The organism is Streptomyces sp. NPDC059255 (assembly GCF_042752355.1).
In the GTDB taxonomy this organism is placed as follows: domain Bacteria; phylum Actinomycetota; class Actinomycetes; order Streptomycetales; family Streptomycetaceae; genus Streptomyces.
On record NZ_JBHYZP010000061.1, the window covers coordinates 1 to 24,404 of the forward strand.

The following is a 24,404-nucleotide window of genomic DNA, read 5'->3' on the forward strand; positions in this document are numbered from 1 at the left end:
CCGAGAACACCACATCTACAAGGTCGTTGACATCTCGCATGTAAATGTCAACGATCTTAGCAACCCTCCGTCACCACCGAATGTGAGACAGGGCCGTTAAATTGACACACCCAGGCGATGTGCTGCAGCTGCGTGTCGTCGTCGTCGCTCAGCCGGAGGATCGCGACGATGCGCCGCAAGGTGCGCGGGCTTCCCAGCTGGGCGGTGACCTGTTCGCTGGTGGAGTGGCGCGTCACGCCGACGGGGGCCGCTCGCTGCCCCGCAGTGAAGTCAGCACCACGTCCGCGATCTCCCGCACATGGTCGTCCAGATAGAAGTGACCGCCGGGGAAGACCCGAAGCTCGAAGCCGCCCGTCGTGTGGTCGGCCCAACGGCCCGCCTCGGTGAGGGAGACATGGGGGTCGCGGTCACCGGTGAGGACGGTGACAGGGCAGATCAGGCGCAGGGTGGGGTCGGGGCGGTGCGTCGCGACGGCCTTGTAGTCGCTGCGGAGCACGGGCAGGATCAGCTCCAGCATCTGCTCGTTGTCCAGCAGGGCGGGCGCGGTGCCGCCGAGCTCGCGGATCTTGGCCTTGAGGCCCTCGTCGTCCAACAGGTGTGCGTCCTCGACCCGCCCGCAGGAGGGCGCGCGACGCCCCGACACGAAGAGATGGGCGACGGAGCCGGGTCCCTCGGTCCGCTCCAGCCGGGCGGCCACTTCCCAGGCGAGCAGCGCGCCCATGCTGTGCCCGAAGAGGGCCACGGGCAGGTCAAGTCGGCCAAGGACGATCGCGAAGAGGTCGTCGGCGAGCCGGGCGAGGTCCTCCACGCAACGCTCGTCCCGGCGGTCCTGGTGGCCGGGCAGTTGTACGGCCAGGGTGCCGACAGCCGGTGCCAGCGCCTGGGACAGGGGGAAGTACTGGGTCGCCGAACCGCCGGCGTGCGGCACGCACACGAGCGACGGCTCGCCCGAGCCCGCGGAATGGTATCGCCGGAGCCACAAGTCCTCTGTGCGACGGCCGGGATGGACTGTCATGGTCTGTTCCGTTCTCGGAGCTTCTGGGTCAGTGTTCGGGCAGGTCGACGACCACCCAGTCGAGGATCTCCCGCCATTTCACCCCACCCGCCGGCTGAGGAGTTCCGGTACCTGACTGCCGACCTCCCGGGCGAACCTCTCGGCCTCGTGGACGTCACGGGACCTGCGGTCGATCCCGTCCTTGAGCTTGAAGAGAACTATGTGTGTGATCACCATCCGGTCCCATGCGTGTGGAGGGTGTGCAGCAGAACGCGGAACGCCTCCCGCGCGTGGTCCACCGGGAGGCGGTCCCGTTCCCAGACCAGACGGATCAGTAGATCCTCGCCGTGCGAGGCGGCGATCCCGATCGGCGCCGCGTAGCGCAGCGGCACCGCGAGGTGGGTCTCCTGGCCGGTCACCCCGGCCAGGGACAGGGACGGCCGCCGGCCGAGGTTCTCGTAGGTGAGGATGGCGTGCAGGGTTCCCGGCCAGGTCCCGCCGGCCAGCCGGGCGGCCCGTACCACCTCGTCGTAGGGGGTGCCGGCGTGATCCAGGTCGTCCCACCAGGCGGCGGTGACGTCGGCGAGGTGCGTGGCCTCGGCGGAGGCGGGGTGGACGAGGGTGTTGATGAAGCAACCCATCACCTCCGGTGCGCCGGCCGGCCGGCCGCCCCAGGGATAGCCGAGTGCCATCGGCCGGCCGGCATGGCCGCCGTTGCCGGGGCTGCCACCGGGCCGGGCATGCAGGGCGGCCGAGACGGCGCTCAGCAGGGCGGGGAACAGGGACCCGCGACTGCGCGGGGGGACCGCCGGCAGCCGGTGGGTCAGCATGCCCTTCTCCAGCCCCTCGTCGTCGTCCCGCCCGGCCGGGGAAGGCCCGGCCGAACCTGCCGGACCGGGCGAGCCGGGGTCCGCGGGGGCGGCGGCCTCGGGACTGATCAGCCCGCTCAACCGTCGTCCCCAGTACCCGAGCGCCCCCTCCTGCGACGCCTCACGCTCCGTCGCGAGCTGACTCTCGACCACCTCCCGATAGGCGACGCCGTCCCGCGCCCCCGTCCACGGCGCGCTGTCGTGCTCCGCCCGGCCGTAGGCTTCCGAGAGGCCAGCGACGGCGGAGCCGAGTGACTGTTCGTCGCAGACGAGATGGTCGAGCGCGAGGGCCAGCAGCTCGTGTTCCTCGTCCTGACCGCGTGCCAGCAGCAGCCGGACGGACGGACCGCGCGGGTCCCAGTCGCGCAGCTCCCGCCGTACGGCCTCCCGTGCCGTCCCGCCCGGCGCCACCGGCACCCGCCGGACCTCGACGGAGGGCCCATCGGCCCGTAGTACGGGAGTGCCCTTGAGAAGCCCGACGCGGCCGCACAGCACCGTGTGCAGTCCGGCGAAGTCGATCGCGGCGCGCCGTAGCCGTGGTACGTCGACGGCGCCCTGCGGGAAGTGGAAGAACAACGGCACGATGTCCGGCCGCCGGAGCGGATCGAGATTGCGCGAGAGCAGGAACCTGCGCTGGGCCCCGCTCAGCGGGAAGACGGTCGCCGGATCCGAGGCCGCGTGCGTGACAGCCCGATACCGCGTCAGGTAGCTCTCGGTGATGCTGCCGTTCACGTGGGACGCGCCTCTCCGTGTTCTGGGTCCTGGGCCGCGGGTGCATCGGGAGGGGTTCCGGGGGACACCGGGGTGTGCTCCTCGGACCGGTTCGCCCGGCTCCGCAGCGGCGACAGCAGGAGCAGCGGCGGCAGGGAGAGGAACCCGGCCGCGCACACCCACAGCGCCGATCGCGGCCCCCACGCGGAGGCGAGCGCGCCGCCCACGAGGGCGCCCACCGGCATGACGCCCAGCGCCACGAACCGCATCGTCGCGTTCATCCGGCCCAGCAGCTCGTCCGGACAGACCAGTTGCCGGAAGGTGAGCTGGGCGACGTTGTAGACGACCGCGCCGAACCAGACCACCGCGAGGCCGAGCGCGAACACGTAGGGCGCGGGTGGTCCAAAGGACAGGGGCCACAGGACCGCGAACGGCGAGGTCGTCGCGACCGAGAGCAGGATCAGCGGCACCTGTCCGAACCGGCCGGCCAGCCGCTGGGCGAGCAGCGCCCCGGCCAGCCCGCCCACGGCCGAGGCGGACAGGACCAGCCCGATCTCCATCGGTGACAGCCGCAACACCTGCGTCCAGAAGGCGATCTGGACGGCGAGCAGGAAGGCCGTGAAGAGGTTGGACAGACCCGTCGTGATCGCGATCACCCGCAGCAGGGGATGCCCGAAGACGAAGCGGACGCCCTTGACGATGTCCCGGCCGAGCGAGTGATCCGCCGCAGGCGTCCCCGCCGCCTCACGGAACCGGATGCCCAGCAGCAGGACCGCAGACACCAGATAGCTGATCGCGTCGGCGAGCAGCGTCAGCGGCGCTCCCATGACCTGGACGAGCCCGCCGCCGATCGCGGGGCCCACCACCTCCGCGGACGACTGCACCGTCGCCACCGCCCCGTTGCCGGCGATCAGCCGGTCGCGTGGCAGCAGGCCGGGCAGGAACGACTGGCTCGCGATGTCGGAGACGACCGTCGCGGCTCCGGTGATCGCCGCCGCCAGATACAGCTGGGCGAGCGTCAGCCGGTCCACCGCCGCCGCCACCGGCAGGGAGGCGATCACGACACACCGCAGCATGTCCGTCCGGACGAGCAGCGGCAGCCGCCGCACCTTGTCCACCCACACGCCCGCCGGCAACCCCGCGATCAGCATGGCCCCGGTCTCCACCGCTGTGATCGCACCGAGGTGGAAGGGGGACGCGTGCAGTTCCAGCGCGGCGACCAGCGGCAGCGCGAGCAGCGTCACCTGACTGCCGGTCTTGCTCGCGGCGAATCCCAGCAGGAACAGGCGGAAGTTCCGATGCCCCCAGAGGGAGCCGCGCAACCGGGCCCGGGCCCCACCCACGGCCGTCACCCCGCCGCCGCGAGGGTGACGTGCCGGGCGCCGACCGGGTACGGGGCCGTGTCGTCACTCAGCAAGCCCTGCATCAGCGCGCGCAGCTCCTTGCCCGGTTCGATGCCCAGCTCCGACACGAGGACGGAGCGCACCCGGTGGAAGACCTGCAGGGCTTCGACCCGACGCCCGGACCGGTGGAGCGCGAGCATGTACTGCCCGAGCAGCCGCTCCCGGTACGGGAAGCGGTCCACCAGCGGCCTCAGACGCACCGTCAGTGGCAGCCACCTCCCCAGCGCCAGCTGGGCCTCCGCCAGTCCCTCGACCGCCGCCAGGCCCATGTCCTCCAGGCAGGGCCCGTGCAACCGGTCGAGCAGCGGCGACCCCGTACGGCAGGTGAAGGGCTCCCGCCACAGAGCGAGCGCCGCGGCGAACCGGGCCTCGGCCGACTCGTGGTCGCCGGCGGCCAGCAGCGCGCGCGCCTGCTCGGTCTCGCTCTCGAAGACATGCAGGTCGAGGTCGGCCCGGCCGACGCGCAGGACATAGCCGCCCGGTTCCGTCAGGAGGTCGGCACCGGCCTGCCCCATCCGCTTGCGCAGCTGGTGCACATACAGCCGGACGAGACCGTGCGCGCTCTTCGGCTGGTCCTGGTCCCACAGTGCCTCGGCGATGTCGTCGACGGACCGGAACTCATTCGCGCCGAGCAGCAGTGCGGCGAGCAGGGTCCGGTGTTTCGCCCCGCCGAGGTCCACTTTCTTCTTGTCGCTCAATTCGACGCGACCGAGCAGTCGATACTTCATGGGAAGACACCTCAACTCCGTGTAGATACCGCAGCGGTGGCCCTGACGCCGACCAGCGTCGCCATACTGCGCAGATCGGGCTGCTGGAGCAGTTCGTGGGCCCGCAGCCGTATGCCGCATTCCTGTTCCAGCGCGGTGATCAGAAGCGCGCCGCGCAGCGAATTGCCTCCCGAATTGAGGAAGTTGTCGTTCAGGAGGATGCCGGAGTCGCCGAGGATCTCCCGGCACAGGCGCAACACCGTCGCCTCCGCGGGGGAGAGACCCGTGTAGAGGTCCTCGGTGACCTCGGCGGGGCGTGCCTCCCAGCGGGTGAGCAGCGCGGCTCGGTCGATCTTCCCGTTCGGGTTCAGCGGGAAGTCCTCGACGAACTCGTAGGCCACCGGGCAGGCCTGCTCGGGCAGCCAGGCGCGGGCGTGGTCCCGCAGTTCGGCGGGGTCCGGTGCCTCCGTGCCCGGCGCGGTCTCGACGAAGGCCACGAGAAAGGCCGTACCGCTCGGGTCCCGGCGCAGGGCCACGACGGCCCGGCGGACCCGCGGCTCCCGTTCCAACGCCCGTTCGACCTCGGCGAGTTCCGTCCTGACGCCGCCCACCTTGACCTGGTCGTCGATCCGCCCCAGGAACTCCAGCACGCCGTCCGGGCGCATCACCACCCGGTCTCCGGTGCGGTACACGCGGCCGGTGCCGGGCTCCGAGGACGGCCCGGGGACGAAGCGGAGCCCGGTCAGCTCCTCGTCGAAGTACCCCAGCGCCAGGAGCCGACCGCCGATCCGTAGCTCGCCGGACACCCCGCGCGGCACCGGACGTCCGTTCTCGTCCGTGACCAGGACCGTGGCCCCCGGCAGCGGCAGACCGATCGGCGGATCACCGGCGGCTTCCGCACCGCCGGCCGTCAGCGGGTACGTGCTCGTCACGACGGTGGCCTCGGCCGGTCCGTACGCGTTGTAGACCCGGGCGGTGACGTCAGCGCCGGGCCACCGGCGGAGGCGGTCGCCACCGATGCCCAGGTGACGCAGGGGCAGGCCGGTCGGCCAGGGCCGGTCGAGCACGGGCTCGGCCAGCGGCGTCGGCAGGAAGCCGACGGTGATGCCCGCACTGCGCCACCAGTCGGTGAGCGCGTGGGTGTCCCAGCGGACGTCCTGCGGGCTGACGCTCAGCGCGGCGCCCGAGGTGAGCGTCGCCCACATCTCCATCACATGGGCGTCGAAGGCCACGCCCATCAGGAAGCTGTGCCGATCACCGGGGCCCATGCCTGACTCCCGCCGGTACCAGTGGAGCAGGGCGGCGAGCGACTCCTCGCCCACCGCGACCGCTTTCGGCTCGCCGGTCGAACCCGAGGTGAGAACCGTGTAGTAGGTGCCTGTCGGCGCGCCGACGGAGGTGGCGCCGGGCGTCAGCACCGCTGCGACCACGTTGGTGCCGGGGACGGGCAGGGGCAGCTGCTCCGGGCGACAGGCCTGAGGCAGCCGCTCGGGCGTACCGACGAGGCACCGCAGCCGCAGGGACCCCGCGACCCCCAGGAGCCGCTGCTCACCGGCTTCGGGACCGAAGGGAAGGTAGACGGCGCCCAGCCGGGCCACGGCGAGGGCGACGACGGCCAGCGCCGCCGAGCGGTCCAGACATACGCCGACGAGGTCGCCCGGGTGGACCTGTTCGGCCATGGCGGCAGCCGTCTCGTCGGCCAGGCGGTCGAGTTCCGCATAGCTCCAGCGGCGCTCCCCGTCGATCACCGCGGGCGCGTGGGGGGTGCGGGTCGCCCACTCGTGGAACAGCTCGTGCACCCGTGCGTTCCGGGCCGCCTCGTCGGCGGGCGTACTGAGAATGGAGAGGGGGGTGGAAGAAGAAGTCACGTCGTCTCCGTGCGATGGCGTAGGTCAGTGCAGGCCCATGGCCTTGGCGACGATCACCTTCTGGACCTCCGAGGTCCCTTCGATGATCGTCATCATGCGGACGTGGCGGTACAGGAACTCCAGCGGATGGCCGCGCACCCATCCCGTGGCCCCGTGGATCTGCAGCGCACGGTCCACCGCCCGGACGGCTGTCTCGGACGCGGTCAGTTTGGCCAGAGCCGCGTTCTCCGGCGCCTCCCTGCCCAGGTCGAGCAGCTGGGCCGAGGCGAGGGTGAGCAGTTTCGAACTCTCGACCTCGGCATGACTGCTGACCAGGTGTTCCTGGATGTGCTGGTAGGTGCCGATCGGCTCACCGAACGCCGTACGGCTGCGGGCGTACTCCAGGCCCAGCCGCACGGCGTGCTCGGCGATGCCGTTGCACATGGCGGCGACGATCAGCCGGCCGCGGGACAGACTGTCGATCGCGAGGGCCGTGGCCGCCCCGACACCCCGGTCTCCACCGATGACGGCGTCCGGGGGGAGCCGGACGTCGTCCAGCAACAGCTCGAACATGGGCTCGCCCGACATGCCCTCGTACCGCTGGCCGATCCGCAGCCCGGGCTGTTCCATGGGGACGACGAACGCGGTGGAGCCCGTAGGCCGGTCGTCCCCGAGGTCCGTGGCGGTGACGATCAGCGAGATGTCGGCCCGGTCGGCGTTGCTGACGAAGGTCTTCCTGCCGTTCAGCACCCAGCCGTCCGGGTCCCGGACCGCCGTGGTGGTCAGCCGGAAGGCGTCCGACCCGGCGTGCGGTTCGGTCAGCGCGAGGCAGCGCGTCATCTCGCCCCGCACCAGCGGCACCAGATAACGCTCGATCTGCTCCTGCGTGCCGTTGCGCAGGAGGGGGCTCGGGCCGTCGGAGCCGCCCAGCGCGTACGGCGCCAGCGCACAGCCGCTGCGGCCGGCCGCGTGGTGCAGCAGGACCACCGCCGTCAACGGCATGTCGGAGCCGCCCAGTTCCTCCGGGTACTCACCGGCGTAGAAGCCGAGTGCGGCGGAGCGCTTGCGTACGTAGGACCGCAGGTCGGCGGGGGGCAGCGCGTCGGTCTCCGGCATGTCGGCTGCCAGGGGCACCAGTTCGCGCCGGATGAAGGACTCGAAGGAGTCCACCAGGTCGGCGTGGCCGCCTTCGAGGATGCTGGAGGGGGCGGCGCCGCTCGCTGTGATGCTCATCGCCGGCCCGCCTCGGCGCCCGAGGAGAGGGCCAGGACGCCGGCCTGGTCCGCCAGTACGGGGTGCTGGAAGAAGGTGCGCAGCTGGGGCCGGCTGCCCAGATGCGGTTCCAGCCAGGCGGCGAGCTGTGCGGCCAGCAGGGAGTGGCCGCCGACCTCGAAGAAGTGCGAGTCGGCGGCGAACCGGTCGTGGCCGAGGACCTCTCGCCAGGCCCGGGCCAGCAGGGCCTGTCCGACGTCGATGAAGTCGCCGGCACTGTGCGAGGGCTCCGTCTCGGCCGCGCCGAGTTCCTTTGCGATCCGGGTGAGCGCGGCGCGGTCCGGCTTGCCGCCGGCCATGGTGGGGATCTCCACCAGGCCGAACCACCGGCTGGGCAGCAGCGCGCTCGGCAGGGTCCGGGTCAGCGCGGCCGTCAGCGCGCTCTGGTCGAGCTGTTCGGCGCCTTGTGCGAAACCGATCAGCCGCGGGCCGTTGTCACCGTCCTGATCGAGGACGACCGAGCAGGGGCGGCCGCCGAGTTCGGCGGATGCAGCCGCCTCGATCTCCTCCAGTTCGATCCGGTGTCCGCGCAGCTTGATCTGGTTGTCCTGGCGGCCGAGGAAGAACAGCCGGCCCTCGACGTCCCGGTAGCCCCGGTCGCCGGTGAGGTAGACCCGCTGCCCGCCGAGCGCGGGCGGACTGACGAACCGGGCCTCGGTCAGGTCGTCCCGGCCGAGGTATCCGTCGGCCAACGCGACTCCGGCGACGGCGAGTTCACCGACGGCGCCCGGTGGCAGCGGCTGCCGCGCGTCGTCCAGTACGTGCACCTGTACGCCGGGCAGTTCGACGCCGAGCGGGATGTCGCCCGCGCCGGTCAGGTCCTCGTCGTGGATCTCGTGCACGGCGGAGGAGACGGTGGCCTCGGTGACGCCGTAGGCGTTGAGCACCACGGCCCCGGTGTCGGCCTTCAGGCCCCGCAGGGTGCGGGCAGGCAGCCGCTCCCCGCCCAGCACGATCAGGCGGGGCGCCCAGCGACCGTCGCGCAGGGTCTCGCGCAGGGCTTCCTGGGAGGCGAGGAAGTAGTTGGTGGGCAGGTTGGCCACGGTGACCGAGCGCAGGGCGAGGACCGCGGCGAGTTCGGACGCGGTGGGTATCTCGCGCTGGGGAAGGACCAGGGCGCTGCCGGCGGTCAGGGCGGGCAGCACTTCTTCGAGCGCGACGTCGAAGGAGGGCTGCGCGAACAGCAGCACCTTGTCCTGAGCGGTCAGTGCGTAGCGCCGGCCGATCGCGCCGACGTAGTGGGCCAGTGCCGTCCGGCCGACCACGACACCCTTGGGCACTCCGGTCGAGCCGGAGGTGTGGATGACGTAGGCGGCGTCCTTCAGCGGAGCGGCGGGCTCGGCCGGGGGGAAGGCGGGCCCGTCCAGCAGTGCGGGGGCACAGTCGACCGGCAGGGCGAGGGAACTCTCCCGGGTGGCGAGCACCAGGGCGGGCCGCAGCCGTTCCAGAAGCGTGCCGAGCCGGGCGGCCGGATCCCGGGGCGAGAGCGGCGCGTACACCGCGCCGGACCGCAGACAGGCCAGCAGGGCGACGACGCTGTCGACGCCCCGCGGCAGCAGGCCGGCCACGGGCTGCCCGGTGACGACCCCGGCGTCGCGCATCCGCTCGACGAGGTCCGACACCCGGCGGTCGAGCTCGCCGTAGGTCAGTCGGCCGTTACCGGTGATCAGTGCGGGGGAGGAGGGATCGTGCGCGCCGAGCGGGTCGAGCGCCTGCGGGGCGGCCGGGCCGTCGGTGAGGGCGGCCGGTGTGTCCGGCTGCGGTACCGCGAGGGCGGACAACGCCGTGTCGGGGGCGGCCAGATAGGCGCGGAGGAGTTCCAGGAACCGCTCCGCGAGCAGATCGGCGGCGGCGGGGGTGAACAGGTCGGCGTCGTGGTCCCAGATCAGGATCATCCCGCCGGGGCCGCTGCGGGGGCCGACCGCCCTGCGGTCGTCGGGAAGGAGCACCACGTCGAGGTCGAAGCGGGTGGTGCCGGTGTTGAACCCCTCGAAGAGGGAGACGTCCAGGCCGGGGGTGTCGAGCTCCGGCAGCGCCGCGTCGTGCGCGCTGAACATGACGTTGAACAGCGGATTGTCCGCGCCGCTGGTGTGCAGTCCGAGCGTTCGGGTGAGTTCCTGGACGGGCACGTCCTGGTGCGGGAGCGCCCGCAGCAGGGAGTCGGTGACGTCGTCGACGGCCGTCGTCCCGGTCGCGTCCGGTCGCAGGCTCACCCGCAGCGGTAGCGTGTTCACGAACATGCCGATGGACCGCTCCGACCCGGGCGGCCGATTGCCGACGGCCGTGCCTATGACCAGCTCGCGCTGTCCGCTGTGTCGGCGCAGCAGCTCGCCGAAGAGGGTGAGCAGCGTACTGAACGGGGTGTGGCCGCTCTTGAGAGCGCGCTCCCGCAAGAGTTCGGCCAGTTCGGCCGGTATTCGCTGTCGGAACTGCCGACCGTGGTGTCGTCGCTCCGCGCCGGTTGTGACAAGGCCGGGCAGGGCGGTGCTCAGGGGGATGCCGCGGAGTTCCTCCTGCCAATAGGCCAGGCTCCGCCTACCGTCGTCCGACCTGTCGGCGGACGCCGCGTGAACGAACTCCTCGTATGAGCGAGTGGGGAGCAATTCGGGTGTCTGTCCGTGAACATGGGCTTGATAGGCGGTGAATACGTCGTGCAGCAGAATCGCGAACGACCGGCCGTCGTGCGTCAGATGGTGTTCGACCTGGATAAGGCGGTGAAAAGTCGCTTCTTGTTTCACCAGATGCCATCGGAGCATCGGCGCGCGGTCGGTCTCCAGCGGCTCCTCGGCCTCCTGGGCCAGCAGGCTCAGGAAGGCGGCCTCCGGGTCGGGTTCGGCGGACAGGTCTGTGCTGCGCAGGCGCGGTTCGGCGTCCTCGCGGACGCGCTGGGCAGGCAGTTCACCGACCCTGTTGACCAACTCCAGGCGCAGTCCGGGGTGGTGGGCCATGACCTGGGCCAGGGAGGCTTCGAGGGCCGTCACATCGAGTGTGCCCCGCAGATCCAGCACCGCGGTGAAGTTGTAACTGCGGCTGCCGGGAAGCATCTGCTCGTGCAGCCAGACGATTTCCTGGGAGGTGGAAAGATTGAACACAGAGTCGCTCCTTTTCGGCGTGGGGGAGGGAATTCGGCCACTCAGACGCCCCAGCCGCTGTCCTTCTGGCCGGCGCCGATGGAGCGGAGTGCGTCAGCGGCAGTGGGGGAAACGGGGCGACGATAGGAACTCACGGGACACCTCAGGGGGAAGGTGGATCTTGCCTGTTCAACAACCACCCTCCCTGGGGCGCGGGCTGTTACCGGTGAGTAGCGCCGTTCATCAAGCTGCACGACAGCAAGGTGAGGGGCTTGATTCCGGAATCAGAACGGGGTCGGCAGGCCCTTGCGGTCGACCTTGCCGTTCGAGGTCAGGGGCAGCCTCGGCAGCACCCGCCAGACGTCGGGGACCATGTGTCCGGGGAGTTGGTCCCGCAGCCAGGAGCGCACTTCGGCCAGGGCCGTGTCCGGGTCGGGGGCGATCACGGGGTCGAGCACCGGATAGGCGACGAGCAGACGGCTCTCCGGGCTGTCGCCGTGCGCGGCCACCGCCACGTCCCGGACGGCCGGATGGCATCTGACCGTGGCCTCGATCTCGCCCAGTTCGACCCGGAAGCCCCGCACCTTGACCTGGCGGTCGATCCGGTCGAGGTACTCGATCGCCCCGTCGGGCCGCCTCACACAGAGGTCCCCGGTCGCGTACAGCCTGCCCCCGCTGCCGTCTGAGTGGGGGTCGGGGACGAACCGCTCGGCGGTTAGGGCGGGGCGGTGCAGGTAGCCGCGGGCCAGTCCGGCGCCGCCGATGAACAGCTGTCCGGGCTCGCCGTCGGCAACGGTCTCCAGGCGGTCGTCGAGGATGCGGAGGTCGGTGCCGTCCACGGCCGTGCCGATGGGGACCGATCTGCCGGCCTCCGCGGGCGAGCCGACCGGGTGTGTGGCCGCGAAGATGGTCGCCTCGGTGGGGCCGTAGCCGTTGATGAAGCGCATGCCGGGATGGGCGGTCAGTGCCCTGCGTACATGCACCGCCGAGGGGGCCTCGCCCCCGGCGAGGAGTTGCCTCACTCCCTGCAGTGCTTCGACGTCCTCGTCGACCACCATGTGGAAGAGCCCGGCGGTGAGCCACATGGTGGTGACGCCGTGGTCGCGGACGATCCTGCGAAGGGCTCGCAGTGAGGTCGTCGCGCCGGGCTCCACGACGAGGCGACCGCCGTTGAGTAGCGCCCCCCAGATCTCGAACATCGAGACGTCGAAGCAGATCGACGTCAGCAGCGGGACGACCTCTTCCGGGCCCAGCCGGACCCACCCCGGGTCCCGCACGAGCCGCACCACCCCTCGGTGGCTGACCATGACTCCTTTGGGGCGCCCGCTCGACCCGGAGGTGTGCACCACGTACGCCAGGTCGTCGGGGCCGACGGGCAGATCCGGGTTGCTGTCGTCCGAGTCCGCGAACAGCCCCGGCTCGTCATCGAGCAGGACGGTACGGACCTCGTGGCCAGCCAGCCGCGGGAGCAGTTCGAGGCGGGTGATGACCACCGTGGCCTGCGTGTCGTCGAGGATCGCCGTCAGCCGGGCGGCCGGATATCCGCTGTCGAGGGGTACGTAGCAGCCGCCGGCCTTCAGCACGGCCAGTACGGCGATCACGTAGTCGGCGGACGGCTCCAGCAGCAGGGCGACGGGTTGTTCGCCGCCCAGGCCGAGGCTGCGCAGGTGGTGAGCCATGCGGTTAGCCCGTGCGTTGGCCTCGGCGTAGCCGATCTTCGTGTCGGCGGTGGCGAGCGCCGTGGCGGCGGGGCTCCTCTTCACCTGTTCCTCGAAGGCCTGATGGATCACCATCGGCTCGGTGCGCGTGGCGGCCACCGTGTCACCCCTGCTGTTCGTCGGAGTTCGCCGACGGGTCCTGCTCACGGATCTCGGCCTCCACGGCCACCGTGAACGCGGAGAGTGTGGGGTGCCGGAAGAGCGCGGCCATCGGCAGATCGATGTCGAACGCCTCGCCGACCTCGGCCGCTATCCGCATGGCCAGTAGCGAATGGCCCCCCAGCTGGAGAAAGTCGTCGTCGAACCCGATCTCCTCCAGGCCCAGTGCTTCGGCCCAGATGGTGTGCAGCACTTGGGGAATCGGGGCATCGAGGGCAGAGTCTTGTTCCGAGGTGTATGTCACAGGTGCAAGATAGCGGCGACAGCTTCAGTTTCTGTAGAGAAAAGATTGATGGACGATTTATATCGCATTCCTTGACGCCGGGCGGCCGTAAGCAAGATGCTTTTGGAAAATGCATGGAAAGGGGAGGCATCGTGCCGGAAGCGCGTGCGGGTGTTCGGCGAGGCGGTCGCCACGCCATACCTGTCTTCGACAGATCGTCACCTGCCGAGTTGTCGTTCGCGCAACAGCAGCTCTGGTTCCTCGACCGGCTCCATCCGGGCAGCTCGACCTATAATTTCGACGTGGCGCTCCGACTGCGCGGAGAGCTCGCGAAGGACGAGCTGCATCGTGCCCTGCAGTGCATCGTGGCACGTCACGAAGGGCTCCGCACGGTGTTCTTCACTCTTCCCGACGGAACCCCTCGGCAGCGTATTGTCGAGGACCTGGAAGTTCCACTGGATTTTGTCGAACTGACGTCGCTTCCCGTCGAAAGTCGCCATTCCGCGGCACATTCCATGCTGGCCGAATGGGCGAGAATTCCATTCGATCTGGAGCAGGGCCCGCTGCTGCGCCTGAGGCTGGTGCGCGTCGACCCGGTGGAACATCTGCTGTGCCTATCGTTCCACCACGCCGTCTGCGACGGCTGGTCGGTCGAGGTGCTCTACCGGGAGTTGGAGCACCACTACACGCCGGCGGGGGAGCCCGGCGCGCTGCCCGAGCCCGCCGTGCAATACGCCGACTACGCCGTCTGGCAGCGGCGGCGGCTTTCCGGCGCGTATCTGGAGCGCCAACTCGCTTGGTGGCGCGGCCACCTCGACGGCGTGCCCACCTCGCTCGACCTGCCGGAGCGTCAAGGCGGCACGGACCCTGCGTCCGCACAGGGCGCCCAGGTGGTGTCCGCGCTGCCGCAGGCGACCGCGGACGCGGTCGCGGAGCTCGCCCGGGCCACCTCGACCACCCCCTTCACCGTGCTGCTCTCGGCCTACGCGCTGCTGCTCGCCCGCCACACCGGGATGCGGAGTCTGCTGGTCGGGACCCAGGTCGCCGGGCGCCCGCGGCCCGAACTGCACGACCTGATCGGCCTCTTCGTCAACACCCTGCCCATCCGGGTGGACCTCGACCAGGCCCGTACGTTCACCGAACTCGTCACCCACGTCCGGGAGTCCGCGTGGGACACCTTCAGCCATGACCAGGTGCCCCTGGAGATGATCGTCGAGGCGGTCCGGCCGCGCCGAGTGGCGGGCCGCACACCGCTGGTCCAGGCCGTGTTCGCCGCCCCGGCGACGCCCCTGGCACTTCCCGCGCTCCCCGGGCTGACGGCGGAGCCGCTCACCCTGGCGCCGGCGGCCTCCAAGTTCGACCTGGGCATGGCGGTCTCGCCGGGGGCCGACGGCGGCGAGCACACGCTGTCCCTCACCTACCACACCCAGATCCTCGACGACGAGTCCGCCCGGCAACTCGTCAGCCGTTACCGCGAGTTGCTCGCGGCGGTCCTCGAAGCCCCCGGCGACGACCTCGCGACGGTGCTTCCCGACCGGCCTGCCCGCCCCGGCACCACCGCACCGCCCGCACCCGCCGGGGCGGCCCCGGCGGGTGCGGAGGTTCCGGCGAAGGCCCGGGCGCCGTTGTGCTCGGACCTGGAGAACCTGCTCACCGACCTGTGGCGGGAGGTGCTCCACAACGAGCACATCACCGTCCACGACAACTTCTTCGACGTCGGCGGACAGTCCCTGGCCCTCGCCCGCATCCACGCCCGCCTGGAACGCCAGCTGGACCGGGAGCTTTCGATGGTGGCGTTCTACGAGCACCCGACCATCGCCGCCCTGGCGGCCCATCTGTCGGGCGACACCGACCAGCCGTCCACCGATCCCGCCCCCGACACCGCCTCCGGCCTGCGAACGGCACGGCTGCGCGCGGAACGCGCCCGCTCCCTGCAACGGCGCCGCGCGGCCCGCTGAGGGTTCGGCGAAGTCCGCTGCGGCACGGCAGCGCCCTGAAGGGGCGCGGGGAACTGCGCGACCAGCCACGACGGCGCTGCAGACGGCCGACGGCGCATCGCGGCCCCGCGGCGGAGCCCTGGGCACTGAGCGCCTGCCGACTCAGGCACACCACCACAGGCCAGACGAGTCAGGAGAAGAAGAGCCATGCTTTTCGAGAGCTGCGAGGACTTCGTCGTCGTACGCAACCACGAGGACCAGTACTCGATCTGGCCCGCAGAGCTCTCTCTGCCGGGGGGCTGGTCCGCCGAGCCGATGCGCGGTTCCCGGGCGGACTGCCTGGAGTACATCGACCGCGTCTGGACCGACATGCGCCCCCGGGGCCTGAGGCAGGCGACCGACCGGGCGACAGGCTGACCGCCCCGCATCCGGCGGCCCTGCCCGCACCTGACGAAAGGCAATCATGAGCGACACGCACCCTCTCGGCGAAGACAGCGCCGCGGTCGCGATCATCAGCATGGCGGGGCGGTACCCCGGCACGGCGGACACCGGCGACTTCTGGGAACATCTCCTGGCCGGCGACGAGTTGATCACCCGCTTCCCCGAAGCCGCGGACGGCCGGGCCGTGCCCGCCTACGGCATCGTCCCCGACGCCGAGTGGTTCGACAGCGCGTACTTCGGCTACTCCCCGGCCGAAGCGCTGCTGCTGGACCCGCAGCAGCGCATCTTCCTCGAATGCTGTGCCGAGGCCCTGGAGCGGGCCGGCTGCGTCCCGGCCACGTACCGCGACCCGATCGGGGTGTACGCGGGCTCTGGCGCCTCCTCGTACGTGGACCAGCTACGGGCGGACCCCTCCGTACAGGGCGTGGTGCCCGACTGGCATCTCCAACTCGCCACGGGAGTCGACTTCCTGACCACCCGGGCCGCCTACAAGCTCGGCCTGACCGGACCCGCCATCACCGTGCAGACCGCCTGCTCGACCTCCCTCGTCGCCGTGCACCTCGCCGTGCAGGCGCTGGTCACCGGTGAGTGCGGCCTCGCGCTGGCCGGCGGCGTCAGCATCCGCACACCCCACCCGGTGGTGGTCCCGCCCGAGGGAAGCATCTTCTCCCCGGACGGCCACTGCCGCCCCTTCGACGCCTCGGCCCAGGGCACCGTGGGCGCGGACGGCGCGGGCGTCGTCGTACTGAAACGGCTCTCCGACGCGCGCGCCGACGGCGACCACATCCACGCGGTCATCCTCGGCTCGGCCGTCAACAACGACGGTGTCGACAAGGTCGGGTTCACCGCCCCCGGCGTGACCGGCCAGAGCACCGCCATCCGCACGGCCTACGCGGTCGCGGGCATCGACATGGGCACGGTGGGCTACGTGGAGGCCCACGGCACCGGTACGTCCATGGGCGACCCGATCGAGATCAGTGCCCTCACCAAGGCGTTCAGGGCCGACACCGACCGCGTCGGTTACTGCCGGATCGGGTCCGTGAAGTCCAACATCGGGCACACCGACACGGCCTCCGGCGTCATCGGCCTGATCAAGGCGGCGCTCGCCGTGGAGCACGGCCGGATCCCGCCCACCTTGCACTTCGAGGCGCCCGGCAAGGAGATCGACCTCGACTCCAGCCCCTTCGTGGTGAACGCCGAGCTGACCTCGTGGCCCGACACGGACGGCCCCCGACGGGCGGGCGTCAACTCGCTCGGCATCGGCGGGACCAACGCCCACGTCGTCCTGGAGCAGGCCCCCTCGCCCGCCCCGCCGCGACAGCCGGCCGCCGACCCGGGCCCGCAGCTGCTGCCCCTGTCCGCGCCGACCCGGGAGGGGCTGGCCGAGTCCGCCGTACAGCTGGCCGACCATCTGGCGAAGCACCCGCAGACCCCGCTCGCCGACGTGGCCCGGACCCTGCAGACCCGCAGGCGCGGACACCCCCACCGGCTGCACGTGGTCACCGCGGACCACACGGCCGCATCCCGGCTGCTGCGCACGGAGGCCGGCCGGACCCGGCACCGCTTCGACGCCACCCGGCTCACCTTCCTCTTCCCCGGTCAGGGCGGCCAGCACCCGGGCATGGCAAGGGAGTTGTACGCGTGGTCCCCGGCCTTCCGGACACGCGTCGACGTCTGCGTGGACCTCCTCGGCGCGGACCTCGGAGCGGCCGTACGCGCCGCGCTGCTCGCCGACCCGGACCGGCCCGAGGAGTTCGCGGCCGCGCGCGAGAGCCTGGTCCCGATGCAGGTGGCCCAGCCGGTGCTGTTCACCCTGCAACACGCCCTGGCCGGGCTGTGGCAGTCCCTCGGGATGGTTGCGACGAGCGTCCTCGGCCACAGCCTGGGGGCCTACGCCGCCGCGTGCACCGCAGGAGTCCTCTCGGTGGCGGACGCGCTCACCCTGGTCGTCGAGCGCGGCAGGCTGCTCGGCGCCCTGCCCGCCGGAGCCATGCTGGCGGTCTCCCTCTCCCCGGCCGAACTCGGCCCGCTGCTGACCGACGAACTGTCGCTCGCGGCCGTCAACGGCGCCACGCAGTGCGTGGTGTCCGGCCCCGTCGAGGCGACCGCGCGGTTCCAGGGGCTCCTCACCGAACAGGACGTCGACTCCCGCCGGCTGCACATCTCCAGCGCGGCACACTCCCACCTGGTCGACGCCGTGCTCGACGAGTTCGCCGACACCCTGGGAACCGTAGAGCTGAAGGCACCCGTCATCCCCTGGATCTCGGACACCCACGGCCGGCCGGTGACGGCGGACGAGGCGCGTGATCCCCGGTACTGGACCGCGCATCTGCGGCACACCGTCCGGTTCGACGACGCGCTTGCCACGGCGCTCGACGGCGGCAGCGGGGTCCTCCTCGAGGTGGGACCGGGACACACCCTGTCCACCCTGGCCCGCCGTCACCGGGCCCTGTCGGACGGCCACGGCGTGCTGTCGAGCCTGCCGCACGCCGCCGAGGGGACCTCCGCGCGCGCCGCGGTGCTGGACGCCGCCGGCGGCCTCTGGTCCCATGGCCTGCCCCTCACCTGGGACCTGCTGCACCAGGCCGACCGGCGTGGCGCGGTGCTGCCGACCTACCCCTTCCAACGACGGCGCTACGCCCCCACCCCGGCCGAGCAGCCCACGCGGACCCCTGAGGCCGGAGCCCCCCGGGCCCGGCCGACTCGGGCCGAGGCCGAGACACCCCGCCACAACGTCGCCCCGGTGACCGGGGCGACGACGCCCACCCACGACGGCGACCTGGCCGAACGGCTGGCGAAGGCATTCTGCGACATCCTGGGGCTGTCCCAGATCGACGCCGACGACAACTTCTTCGAGGCCGGCGGCGACTCGCTGATCGCGGTCAGGCTGGCTTCGCTGATCGACCGGGAGTTCGGCGTGAAGGTCACCGTGCGCACGATCCTCCTCGCGCCGAGCGTCGCCCGGCTGTTGCCGCACCTCAAGCCCGAAGGGCGGCAAGCGTGAACGGAGTTCCGATGCACCGCCGGACATCCCCCTGGTTGCTGCGCCGCAAGCAGCAGGCCGCTGCCGGTCTGCGGCTGTACTGCTTTCCGCACAGCGGCGCCTCCGCCGGCGAGTACATGAGGTGGACCGGCCAGCTGCCCGGCGTCGAGGTGATCGGCGTGCAGGCGCCGGGCCGGGGCAGCCGCCCCGACGAGGCGCCCCACACCGCGATGGACGAACTGGTCGACGCGCTGGTGTCCGAGGCCGAGTTCGACGCGCCGTTCGCGTTCTTCGGACACAGCCTGGGCGCCCTCACCGCGTACGAGGCGACAAAGGCGCTGCGGGAGCGCGGGCGCACGCAGCCGGTGGCGCTGTTCGTGTCCGCCATGGGTGCCCCCCACCTCCAGCCCCACGAGCCGCCCACCCACCACCTGGACGACGAGCTGTTCCTGCGCACGGTCGAGGCCGCTGGACCCCTGCCCGCCGTCGTGCGCGAGGACCCCGAGTTGCGGGACATGGTGCTGCGGTCCTTGCGCGGAGACGCCCGCGTCCTCGACACCTACCACCACACACCGGGGCTCCCCCTGGACCTCCCCGTCATCGCCCTGGGCGGTGCCGAGGACCCGGAGACCGGGCTTCTCCCGCCCTGGACGCAGTACAGCACCTGCCCGCCGCGCACCCATGTGCTGCCCGGTGACCACTTCTACTTGAGGGAACAGAGTGAGGAACTCCTCGGCATCATCCTCGACACGGTCCGCCACCTCGGAGCCGGGACCGAGCCTGTCCAATGAGCTCTACCTCGGCGCGCTGCGCTGGGACCTGCTCGTCCCTTTCCCGCACCAGGACGACGACGACCGGCGCACGGGCGACGATGCCGTGGCGGACTTCACCCGGTTCCTGTGCGAGAAGGTCGACCCCACCGAGGTGGACGCCTCCCGCGACCTGCCCGAGGACGTGATCGAGGAGCTGCGCACGCGGGGCTGCCTGCGGCTGACGGCCGATCCGCAGGACGGCGGCCGGGGGCTGTCCGCGTTCAACGCCTTCCGGCTCATCGAGGCCGCGGCGAGCTGGTCGATGCCCGTCGCGAACATGATGGGCATCGGCAACGGCTTCGGCGCGGGTGCCTATCTGAACATGCTCGACGACGGTGCGCTGCGCGAGACGATCCGCGCGCACGTCGCGGCGGGCAACTTCTCCGGCAGGGCCGACACCGAGCCCGCCGGAGCGGGCAACCGCCGCCAGACGACCACCGCGACCCCGGTGGACGGCGGCAGCGCATACCTGCTGAACGGCGAGAAGGTGTTCATCGGCAACGGCGCGGTCGCCGACCTCCTCGACGTCACCGCCACCGTGGTCGACGACGAAGGCGCGGTGCACGGCGCGTCGTTCTTCGTCGACGCCACGACGCCCGGCCTCGACGTTGTCGAACGCCAGGACTTCATGGGCATGAACGGTGCCCCCATCGCCAACCTGAAGCTGACCGACGTCAAGGTGCCCGGCTCGCGCATGCTGGGCGGTACGGAACTCGACCGCCTCGCCCGGGAGATGAAGGAGTTCATCTATCTGGCCCGCACCCTGAGCGTCGTCCCTCCGTCCCTGGCCATCGCCCGACTCTGCCTCCAGTGGTCACGGCGGTTCACCAGCCGCAGGACCATCGACGGCCGCGAGCTGGGCTCCTTCCCGGAGGTCCAGCGCATCATCGCCCTCTGCGTGGCGGACACGTACGCCATCGAGAGCCTGGTCCGCTGGACCATGCTGGGCCGCGGAGCGGACCGCCTGCACGAGCACGCGGCGCTGAAGAACGTCGCCTCCGAGACCTGCTGGCGGATCCTCGAACGCACCATGGGGCTGCTGGGCGGCGAGGGATACGAGACCGCCGCGAGCAAGGCCCGCCGGGGTGCCGAGCCCCTCCCCGTCGAGCGCTTCCACCGGGACGCCCGGGGGCTGCGCATCTCCGGCGGCGTCGACTACCTGGTGGACTTCCTGGCCGGACAGATCCGCCTCACCGACTGCTACTACGACGGGCACTACCGCAGGACAGCGGCCGGGGACGGCGGCGACGCCACCCAGCGCGTCGTGCGGGCGCTCACCGGCCCCTGCGCCGAGCACGCCCGGTACGTCACCGAGCAGGCGGCCCGGCTGGCCGCGACCTGCCGGGAGCTGACCGGACGCCACCAGGAGCGTACGGAGCTGTTCGAACGCCAGCACACGGTGCTGACCCTGAACCGGGTCGCCAACGAACTGCTCACCATGGGCGCCGTCCTCGCCCGCGCGGCCACCGAGGCTGACGACGGGTCGTCCGGCGCGCGGGAGCTGGCCCAGGTGTACTGCGCCTCGGCACGGCGGCGGCTGGCGGGGCTCTGGACGGAGCTCGACGAGGGATGCGCCGGCGACTACGCCGACGTAACCGCCGACTGGCTGGGCGGGCTGCGGTACGAGGCGCTGCTCGGGGACACCCTCACCACCGTTCCGCGGGCCGGGCACGGGTCTCGCGGCGACCGCGGAGACGCCGGATGACCGAGCAACGACCGTACGGCCCCGGCGCCCTGGCCCTGCCCGCCGACCGGCCCCGCCCGGCGACCCGCTCCGCCGCGCGGCGGTCGCTGGCGTTCGAGCTGCCGCCCGCGGACGTCGCCGCCCTCGAAGCGCTGGCGACCGCGTCCGGGACCTGCCTCCATGTGGTCCTCCTGACGGGCTTCGAAGCGGAACTGGCCCGCTGGTCGGGCCAGTCGGACTTCGTCCTCCAGGTGTCCCCGGCGGACCCGTGCGCCTCCCCGACACCCCTGCTGTCCCTGACGGCCCAGGTGTCTCCCACTGCGTCCTTCAGGGGACTGCTGACGGAAACCCTGCCGCACGCCGCCCTCGCCCCGGCCGCGGCGGCGTCCGGGACCACCGCGCCCGAGGGCCCGGCACAGGTGACGTTCACCCGGAACGAGCCCGCGCGACGAAGCGGTGACGGCCCGTCGGCGGCGCACGTCGACACGCTCGGCCAGGACCTCGCCCTCGACTACACCCGGCGCGGCGACGGCGGCTGCGCCTTCCGTGTGCACTACTGCGCCGACCTCTTCGAGCGGTCGACCGTCGAGGCGCTGACCAGGCGCTTCAGCCTGCTCCTGCGCTCAGCGTCGATGCAGCCCGACGTCCCGCTGCACCGGCTGCCCGTGCAGGAGGAGCGGGACGAGGCGGAGGCGGCCCGTCGAGGCGTGGGAGCGGCGCCGACGCGGCCTCCGGCCCACGTCCTGGACCGCTTCGCCGAGGTCGTCGAGGAGCAGCCCGACGCGGTGGCGGTCGTGGAGGGGAAGACCGTCCTGTCCTTCGCGGAACTCGCCCTCCGGGCACGCTCCGTCGCCCGGCGGCTCGCCGCGCGCGGAGCGGGGCCGGAGACGGTGGTCGCCGTCTGCCTGCCCCGCTCGGCGGACCTCGTCGCGGCCGTCCTCGGCATCCTGCGCACCGGTGCGGCCTACCTGCCCCTGGACCCCACCTACCCGGCGGACCGGCTGGCGTACATGGTCGGCGACAGCGGCACGAGGATGCTGGTGACCAGGGACGACCTCCTGCCCGGCGAGGTCTGCGGCGGGGACGTCGACGTCCTCGGGCTGCACGAGGACGCGTACGACTGCGCATACGACGCCACGGACGAGAACGAGTGGGCCGGGCCCGGCGCCCCTGCCCACCCGGACAGCTGCGCCTACGTCATCTACACCTCGGGGTCCACGGGCCGCCCCAAGGGCGTGCAGGTCAGCCATCGGTCCCTGGCCGGGCTGCTGGCCGGGCTGGAGGAGTCGGGGGCGATCCGCGCGGGCGCCGGCCGCGTGGGCTGGAACGCGAGCCCGTCCTTCGACGCCTCGGTGCAGCAGTGGATCCGGGTCTGCCGGGGCGACACCCTCGTGCTGTTCGACGACACGGTACGACTTGACCCGAAGGGCCTCGCCCGGGCGCTCCTCGAGGAGCGGCTGACGGACTTCGACATCACGCCCTCCCACCTGGAGTACGTCCTCCCGCATCTCGGCTCCCTGCTCGGCGACGACAGCGGGCTGCGGCTGTGGGTGGGCGGCGAAACCCTCTCCCCGACGCTGCAACGGCGTATCGGCGCGCTGGCGGGCCGGCTCGACGCCGTGAACGTCTACGGGACCACGGAGACGACCGTCGACACCACCGCGGCGTTCGTCCGGGGCGAGGAGGCCCCGCACCTCGGCGGCACGCTGCCCGGTCAGACGCTCCGGGTGCTGGACGACTGGCTCCGGCACGTCCCGGTCGGCTCCACAGGGGAGATCTACATCTGCGGCCCGCAAGTCGCCCGAGGCTATCTCGGCCGGCCGGACCTCACCGCGGAGAACTTCCTGCCCGACCCGTGGGCCGGCGACGGCTCGCGGATGTACCGGACCGGTGACCGGGCGCGCTGGACGTCCGACGGCCGGCTGGAGTTCCAGGGCCGCGCGGACCTGCAGGTGAAGATCCGGGGCTACCGGGTGGAGCTGGGCGAGATCGAAGCAGCACTGGCGGAGCACCCCGAGGTCCTGGAGTGCGCGGTGGTCCGGCGCCGCCGGGGCGACGGTTCCCTTCTCGACGCCTATCTGCGGATGACGGCCACCGGCACGGCCGGGCAGGTCCGCGAGCGGGCCGAGCGGCTGCTGCCACAGTGGATGCGGCCCGCGACCTACACCCTGCTCTCCGCCATGCCGCGCACGGTGGGAGGAAAGCTCGACCGTACGGCCTTGGCCGAGGGCCGGGCCCGGTCGGCACCCTGACCCGGAAACTCCGGTCTTCGAGTCCGCTGCGAGATCTGCCCGGGACAAAGGAAGATTCGTGTGAGTGATCGGCCCGAGTTCAGCCTCACGCAGCTGCTCTGTTTCGTCACCATCGCCGAGACGGAGAACACCTCCGAAGCCGCCGCCCGGCTGCACGCGTCCCAGTCGGCTGCCCGGCGGCGGTGAGCGCTCCGGCGCGAAGACACGCGGCCTCGTGGAGTTCCCGGTAGGTCGTCGCCGGGTTTTCGTCGACCGCAGGTCAGCCCGGGTTCCCGTAGAGGCGGGCTGCCAGGACGCCGGCCTGGAAACGGCTTTCGGCGCCGAGCTGTTTCATGATGTCGGCGATGTGACGGCGTGTGGTGCGCAGAGACATGCCAAGCCGACGGGCGATCGACTCGTCCTTCAGTCCCGCCCCCAGCAGCTGGATGACCGTCTGGTTCAGTTCCTTGGCGATCTGTTCGAGGTCGTTCGACGGGGTGCCGCAGGGAGTCGCTCGCGTCCAGACCTCCTCGAAGCCGTCGCGCAGATAGGCGACGATGGACGGTTCGTGGATGATGACCGCCCCGTCCTCGTTGTCCCGCATCGGGATGAACGCGAGCTTGCAGTGGTCGAAGATGATGAGACGCGCGGTGAGTTCGTGCGCCGTGCGGTATTCGGCGCCGAGGGCGACGGCATCGCTCATGTAGTCCAAGCTGGGGCCGTTGAAGCGGGCCGTGTGATGGTAGATGGTGCGCATCGGCACACCGCGGGAGAGCAGGGCGTGATCTCGCTGGCGGGCTTCTTCGAGCACTTCGGGAGCCCGGTTTCCGCCCGGCTGTATGGTCAGCATCTCCTCGCGGCACTCTGCCGCGGCCCGGGTGAGCGCGGCCCGCACCTCGTCGAGGTTGGGGACGACCGTGGCGTACTTCTCCTCGCCGGAGCGGGGGCGCAGGAACCTGTCCCGCAGCCGGTTGAACTCGGCGGTCACCCGGTCGAGCTTCTCCTGTTCGCAGCGGATGGTGTCGCGTAGGGGCAGGGTGTGCCCCAGCGCCGCCGCGTCGGGGTCGACGGCCCGGGCGCGCAGGCTGTTGCGCGGGTCCACCCGCACCAGCCCGAGCAGGATCAGGCGCTCGAAGGACGCGATGGCCTGATCCGGCGTCAGCCCCAGTCCCTTCGCGGCGTCTCGCGGGTCGAAGCTGTCCTGGTCCAGGATCCATCCGTACAGCTCGTACATGTGTTCATCGACGGATATCGCCATGTCGGGTGTCATCGTGCTCTCCTCGCTCCCTCGATCCGTCCCAGCCTGCGGTTCGACCGTGCGACGGTCGGGCGGCTCGGGCCC

At 71.6% G+C, this 24,404-nt stretch carries 18 protein-coding genes; 7 read left to right on the forward strand and 11 right to left on the reverse strand.

From position 1 onward, the window contains the following. Window positions 1-232: 232 nt before the first annotated feature. The 10 genes from ACFXKG_RS39405 to ACFXKG_RS39450 form a co-directional block, all read right to left on the reverse strand. A complete protein-coding gene (locus tag ACFXKG_RS39405; protein WP_384849861.1) occupies window positions 233-928 on the reverse strand; it encodes a thioesterase II family protein in 696 nt (231 codons plus the stop codon). Between the two features lie 165 nt (window positions 929-1,093). Next, window positions 1,094-1,231 (reverse strand): hypothetical protein, encoded by a 138-nt coding sequence (locus ACFXKG_RS39410; protein ID WP_384849863.1) that lies wholly within the window; start codon window positions 1,229-1,231, stop codon window positions 1,094-1,096. Beyond that, window positions 1,225-2,595 (reverse strand): non-ribosomal peptide synthetase, encoded by a 1,371-nt coding sequence (locus tag ACFXKG_RS39415; RefSeq protein ID WP_384849866.1) that lies wholly within the window; start codon window positions 2,593-2,595, stop codon window positions 1,225-1,227. Before ACFXKG_RS39415 ends, ACFXKG_RS39410 begins: the two co-directional genes overlap by 7 nt. After that, a complete protein-coding gene (locus tag ACFXKG_RS39420) occupies window positions 2,592-3,917 on the reverse strand; it encodes an MFS transporter (protein ID WP_384849869.1) in 1,326 nt (441 codons plus the stop codon). Before ACFXKG_RS39420 ends, ACFXKG_RS39415 begins: the two co-directional genes overlap by 4 nt. A gap of 5 nt (window positions 3,918-3,922) precedes the next feature. Next, a complete protein-coding gene (locus ACFXKG_RS39425; RefSeq protein ID WP_384849870.1) occupies window positions 3,923-4,705 on the reverse strand; it encodes a BTAD domain-containing putative transcriptional regulator in 783 nt (260 codons plus the stop codon). A gap of 11 nt (window positions 4,706-4,716) precedes the next feature. Continuing rightward, window positions 4,717-6,552: a non-ribosomal peptide synthetase gene (locus tag ACFXKG_RS39430; protein WP_384849873.1), complete on the reverse strand. Its 1,836-nt coding sequence runs from the start codon at window positions 6,550-6,552 to the stop codon at window positions 4,717-4,719. A gap of 24 nt (window positions 6,553-6,576) precedes the next feature. After that, window positions 6,577-7,764, reverse strand: a complete 1,188-nt coding sequence (locus ACFXKG_RS39435; protein ID WP_384849876.1) for an acyl-CoA dehydrogenase family protein — start codon at window positions 7,762-7,764, stop codon at window positions 6,577-6,579. After that, window positions 7,761-10,895 carry an amino acid adenylation domain-containing protein gene (locus ACFXKG_RS39440; protein ID WP_384849879.1) on the reverse strand — a complete coding sequence of 1,045 codons (3,135 nt, stop codon included), beginning with the start codon at window positions 10,893-10,895 and terminating at the stop codon, window positions 7,761-7,763. Before ACFXKG_RS39440 ends, ACFXKG_RS39435 begins: the two co-directional genes overlap by 4 nt. A 263-nt stretch (window positions 10,896-11,158) precedes the next feature. Further along, a complete protein-coding gene (locus ACFXKG_RS39445; protein ID WP_384849882.1) occupies window positions 11,159-12,691 on the reverse strand; it encodes an amino acid adenylation domain-containing protein in 1,533 nt (510 codons plus the stop codon). Window positions 12,692-12,695: 4 nt separating this feature from the next. Beyond that, window positions 12,696-12,944, reverse strand: coding sequence for a phosphopantetheine-binding protein (locus ACFXKG_RS39450; RefSeq protein ID WP_384849885.1), 249 nt, complete (start codon window positions 12,942-12,944; stop codon window positions 12,696-12,698). A 164-nt stretch (window positions 12,945-13,108) separates the two neighbouring features. On the opposite strand from ACFXKG_RS39450, the gene ACFXKG_RS39455 reads away from it, so the two are divergent. The 7 genes from ACFXKG_RS39455 to ACFXKG_RS39485 all read left to right on the forward strand — a co-directional run bounded on the left by ACFXKG_RS39455 (window position 13,109) and on the right by ACFXKG_RS39485 (window position 23,269). Next, a complete protein-coding gene (locus tag ACFXKG_RS39455; RefSeq protein WP_384849888.1) occupies window positions 13,109-14,932 on the forward strand; it encodes a condensation domain-containing protein in 1,824 nt (607 codons plus the stop codon). 186 nt (window positions 14,933-15,118) lie between these two features. Continuing rightward, window positions 15,119-15,328, forward strand: coding sequence for an MbtH family protein (locus tag ACFXKG_RS39460; protein ID WP_384849891.1), 210 nt, complete (start codon window positions 15,119-15,121; stop codon window positions 15,326-15,328). 46 nt (window positions 15,329-15,374) lie between these two features. Next, window positions 15,375-18,356: a type I polyketide synthase gene (locus tag ACFXKG_RS39465; RefSeq protein ID WP_384849893.1), complete on the forward strand. Its 2,982-nt coding sequence runs from the start codon at window positions 15,375-15,377 to the stop codon at window positions 18,354-18,356. Between the two features lie 11 nt (window positions 18,357-18,367). Then, window positions 18,368-19,126, forward strand: a complete 759-nt coding sequence (locus ACFXKG_RS39470; protein WP_384849896.1) for a thioesterase II family protein — start codon at window positions 18,368-18,370, stop codon at window positions 19,124-19,126. Next, on the forward strand, window positions 19,056-20,852 hold the full coding sequence (locus ACFXKG_RS39475) for an acyl-CoA dehydrogenase family protein (RefSeq protein WP_384849898.1): 1,797 nt from the start codon (window positions 19,056-19,058) through the stop codon (window positions 20,850-20,852). Before ACFXKG_RS39470 ends, ACFXKG_RS39475 begins: the two co-directional genes overlap by 71 nt. After that, window positions 20,849-23,083 (forward strand): amino acid adenylation domain-containing protein, encoded by a 2,235-nt coding sequence (locus ACFXKG_RS39480; RefSeq protein ID WP_384849901.1) that lies wholly within the window; start codon window positions 20,849-20,851, stop codon window positions 23,081-23,083. The genes ACFXKG_RS39475 and ACFXKG_RS39480 overlap by 4 nt, the downstream gene beginning before the upstream one ends. 60 nt (window positions 23,084-23,143) lie before the next feature. Beyond that, window positions 23,144-23,269 (forward strand): LysR family transcriptional regulator, encoded by a 126-nt coding sequence (locus ACFXKG_RS39485; RefSeq protein WP_384849904.1) that lies wholly within the window; start codon window positions 23,144-23,146, stop codon window positions 23,267-23,269. 73 nt (window positions 23,270-23,342) lie between these two features. Here ACFXKG_RS39485 and ACFXKG_RS39490 read toward each other — a convergent pair whose 3' ends face one another. Further along, window positions 23,343-24,332: a LuxR C-terminal-related transcriptional regulator gene (locus ACFXKG_RS39490; RefSeq protein ID WP_384849907.1), complete on the reverse strand. Its 990-nt coding sequence runs from the start codon at window positions 24,330-24,332 to the stop codon at window positions 23,343-23,345. Window positions 24,333-24,404: the final 72 nt, after the last annotated feature.

Bases quoted from the DNA above. Each gene is read 5' to 3' on its own strand.
- ACFXKG_RS39410 (WP_384849863.1), bottom strand. From the start codon at position 1,231: ATGGTGATCACACACATAGTTCTCTTCAAGCTCAAGGACGGGATCGAC.
- ACFXKG_RS39425 (WP_384849870.1), bottom strand. From the start codon at position 4,705: ATGAAGTATCGACTGCTCGGTCGCGTCGAATTGAGCGACAAGAAGAAA.
- ACFXKG_RS39435 (WP_384849876.1), bottom strand. From the start codon at position 7,764: ATGAGCATCACAGCGAGCGGCGCCGCCCCCTCCAGCATCCTCGAAGGC.
- ACFXKG_RS39455 (WP_384849888.1), top strand. From the start codon at position 13,109: ATGGAAAGGGGAGGCATCGTGCCGGAAGCGCGTGCGGGTGTTCGGCGA.
- ACFXKG_RS39460 (WP_384849891.1), top strand. From the start codon at position 15,119: ATGCTTTTCGAGAGCTGCGAGGACTTCGTCGTCGTACGCAACCACGAG.
- ACFXKG_RS39465 (WP_384849893.1), top strand. From the start codon at position 15,375: ATGAGCGACACGCACCCTCTCGGCGAAGACAGCGCCGCGGTCGCGATC.
- ACFXKG_RS39470 (WP_384849896.1), top strand. From the start codon at position 18,368: ATGCACCGCCGGACATCCCCCTGGTTGCTGCGCCGCAAGCAGCAGGCC.
- ACFXKG_RS39480 (WP_384849901.1), top strand. From the start codon at position 20,849: ATGACCGAGCAACGACCGTACGGCCCCGGCGCCCTGGCCCTGCCCGCC.
- ACFXKG_RS39490 (WP_384849907.1), bottom strand. From the start codon at position 24,332: ATGACACCCGACATGGCGATATCCGTCGATGAACACATGTACGAGCTG.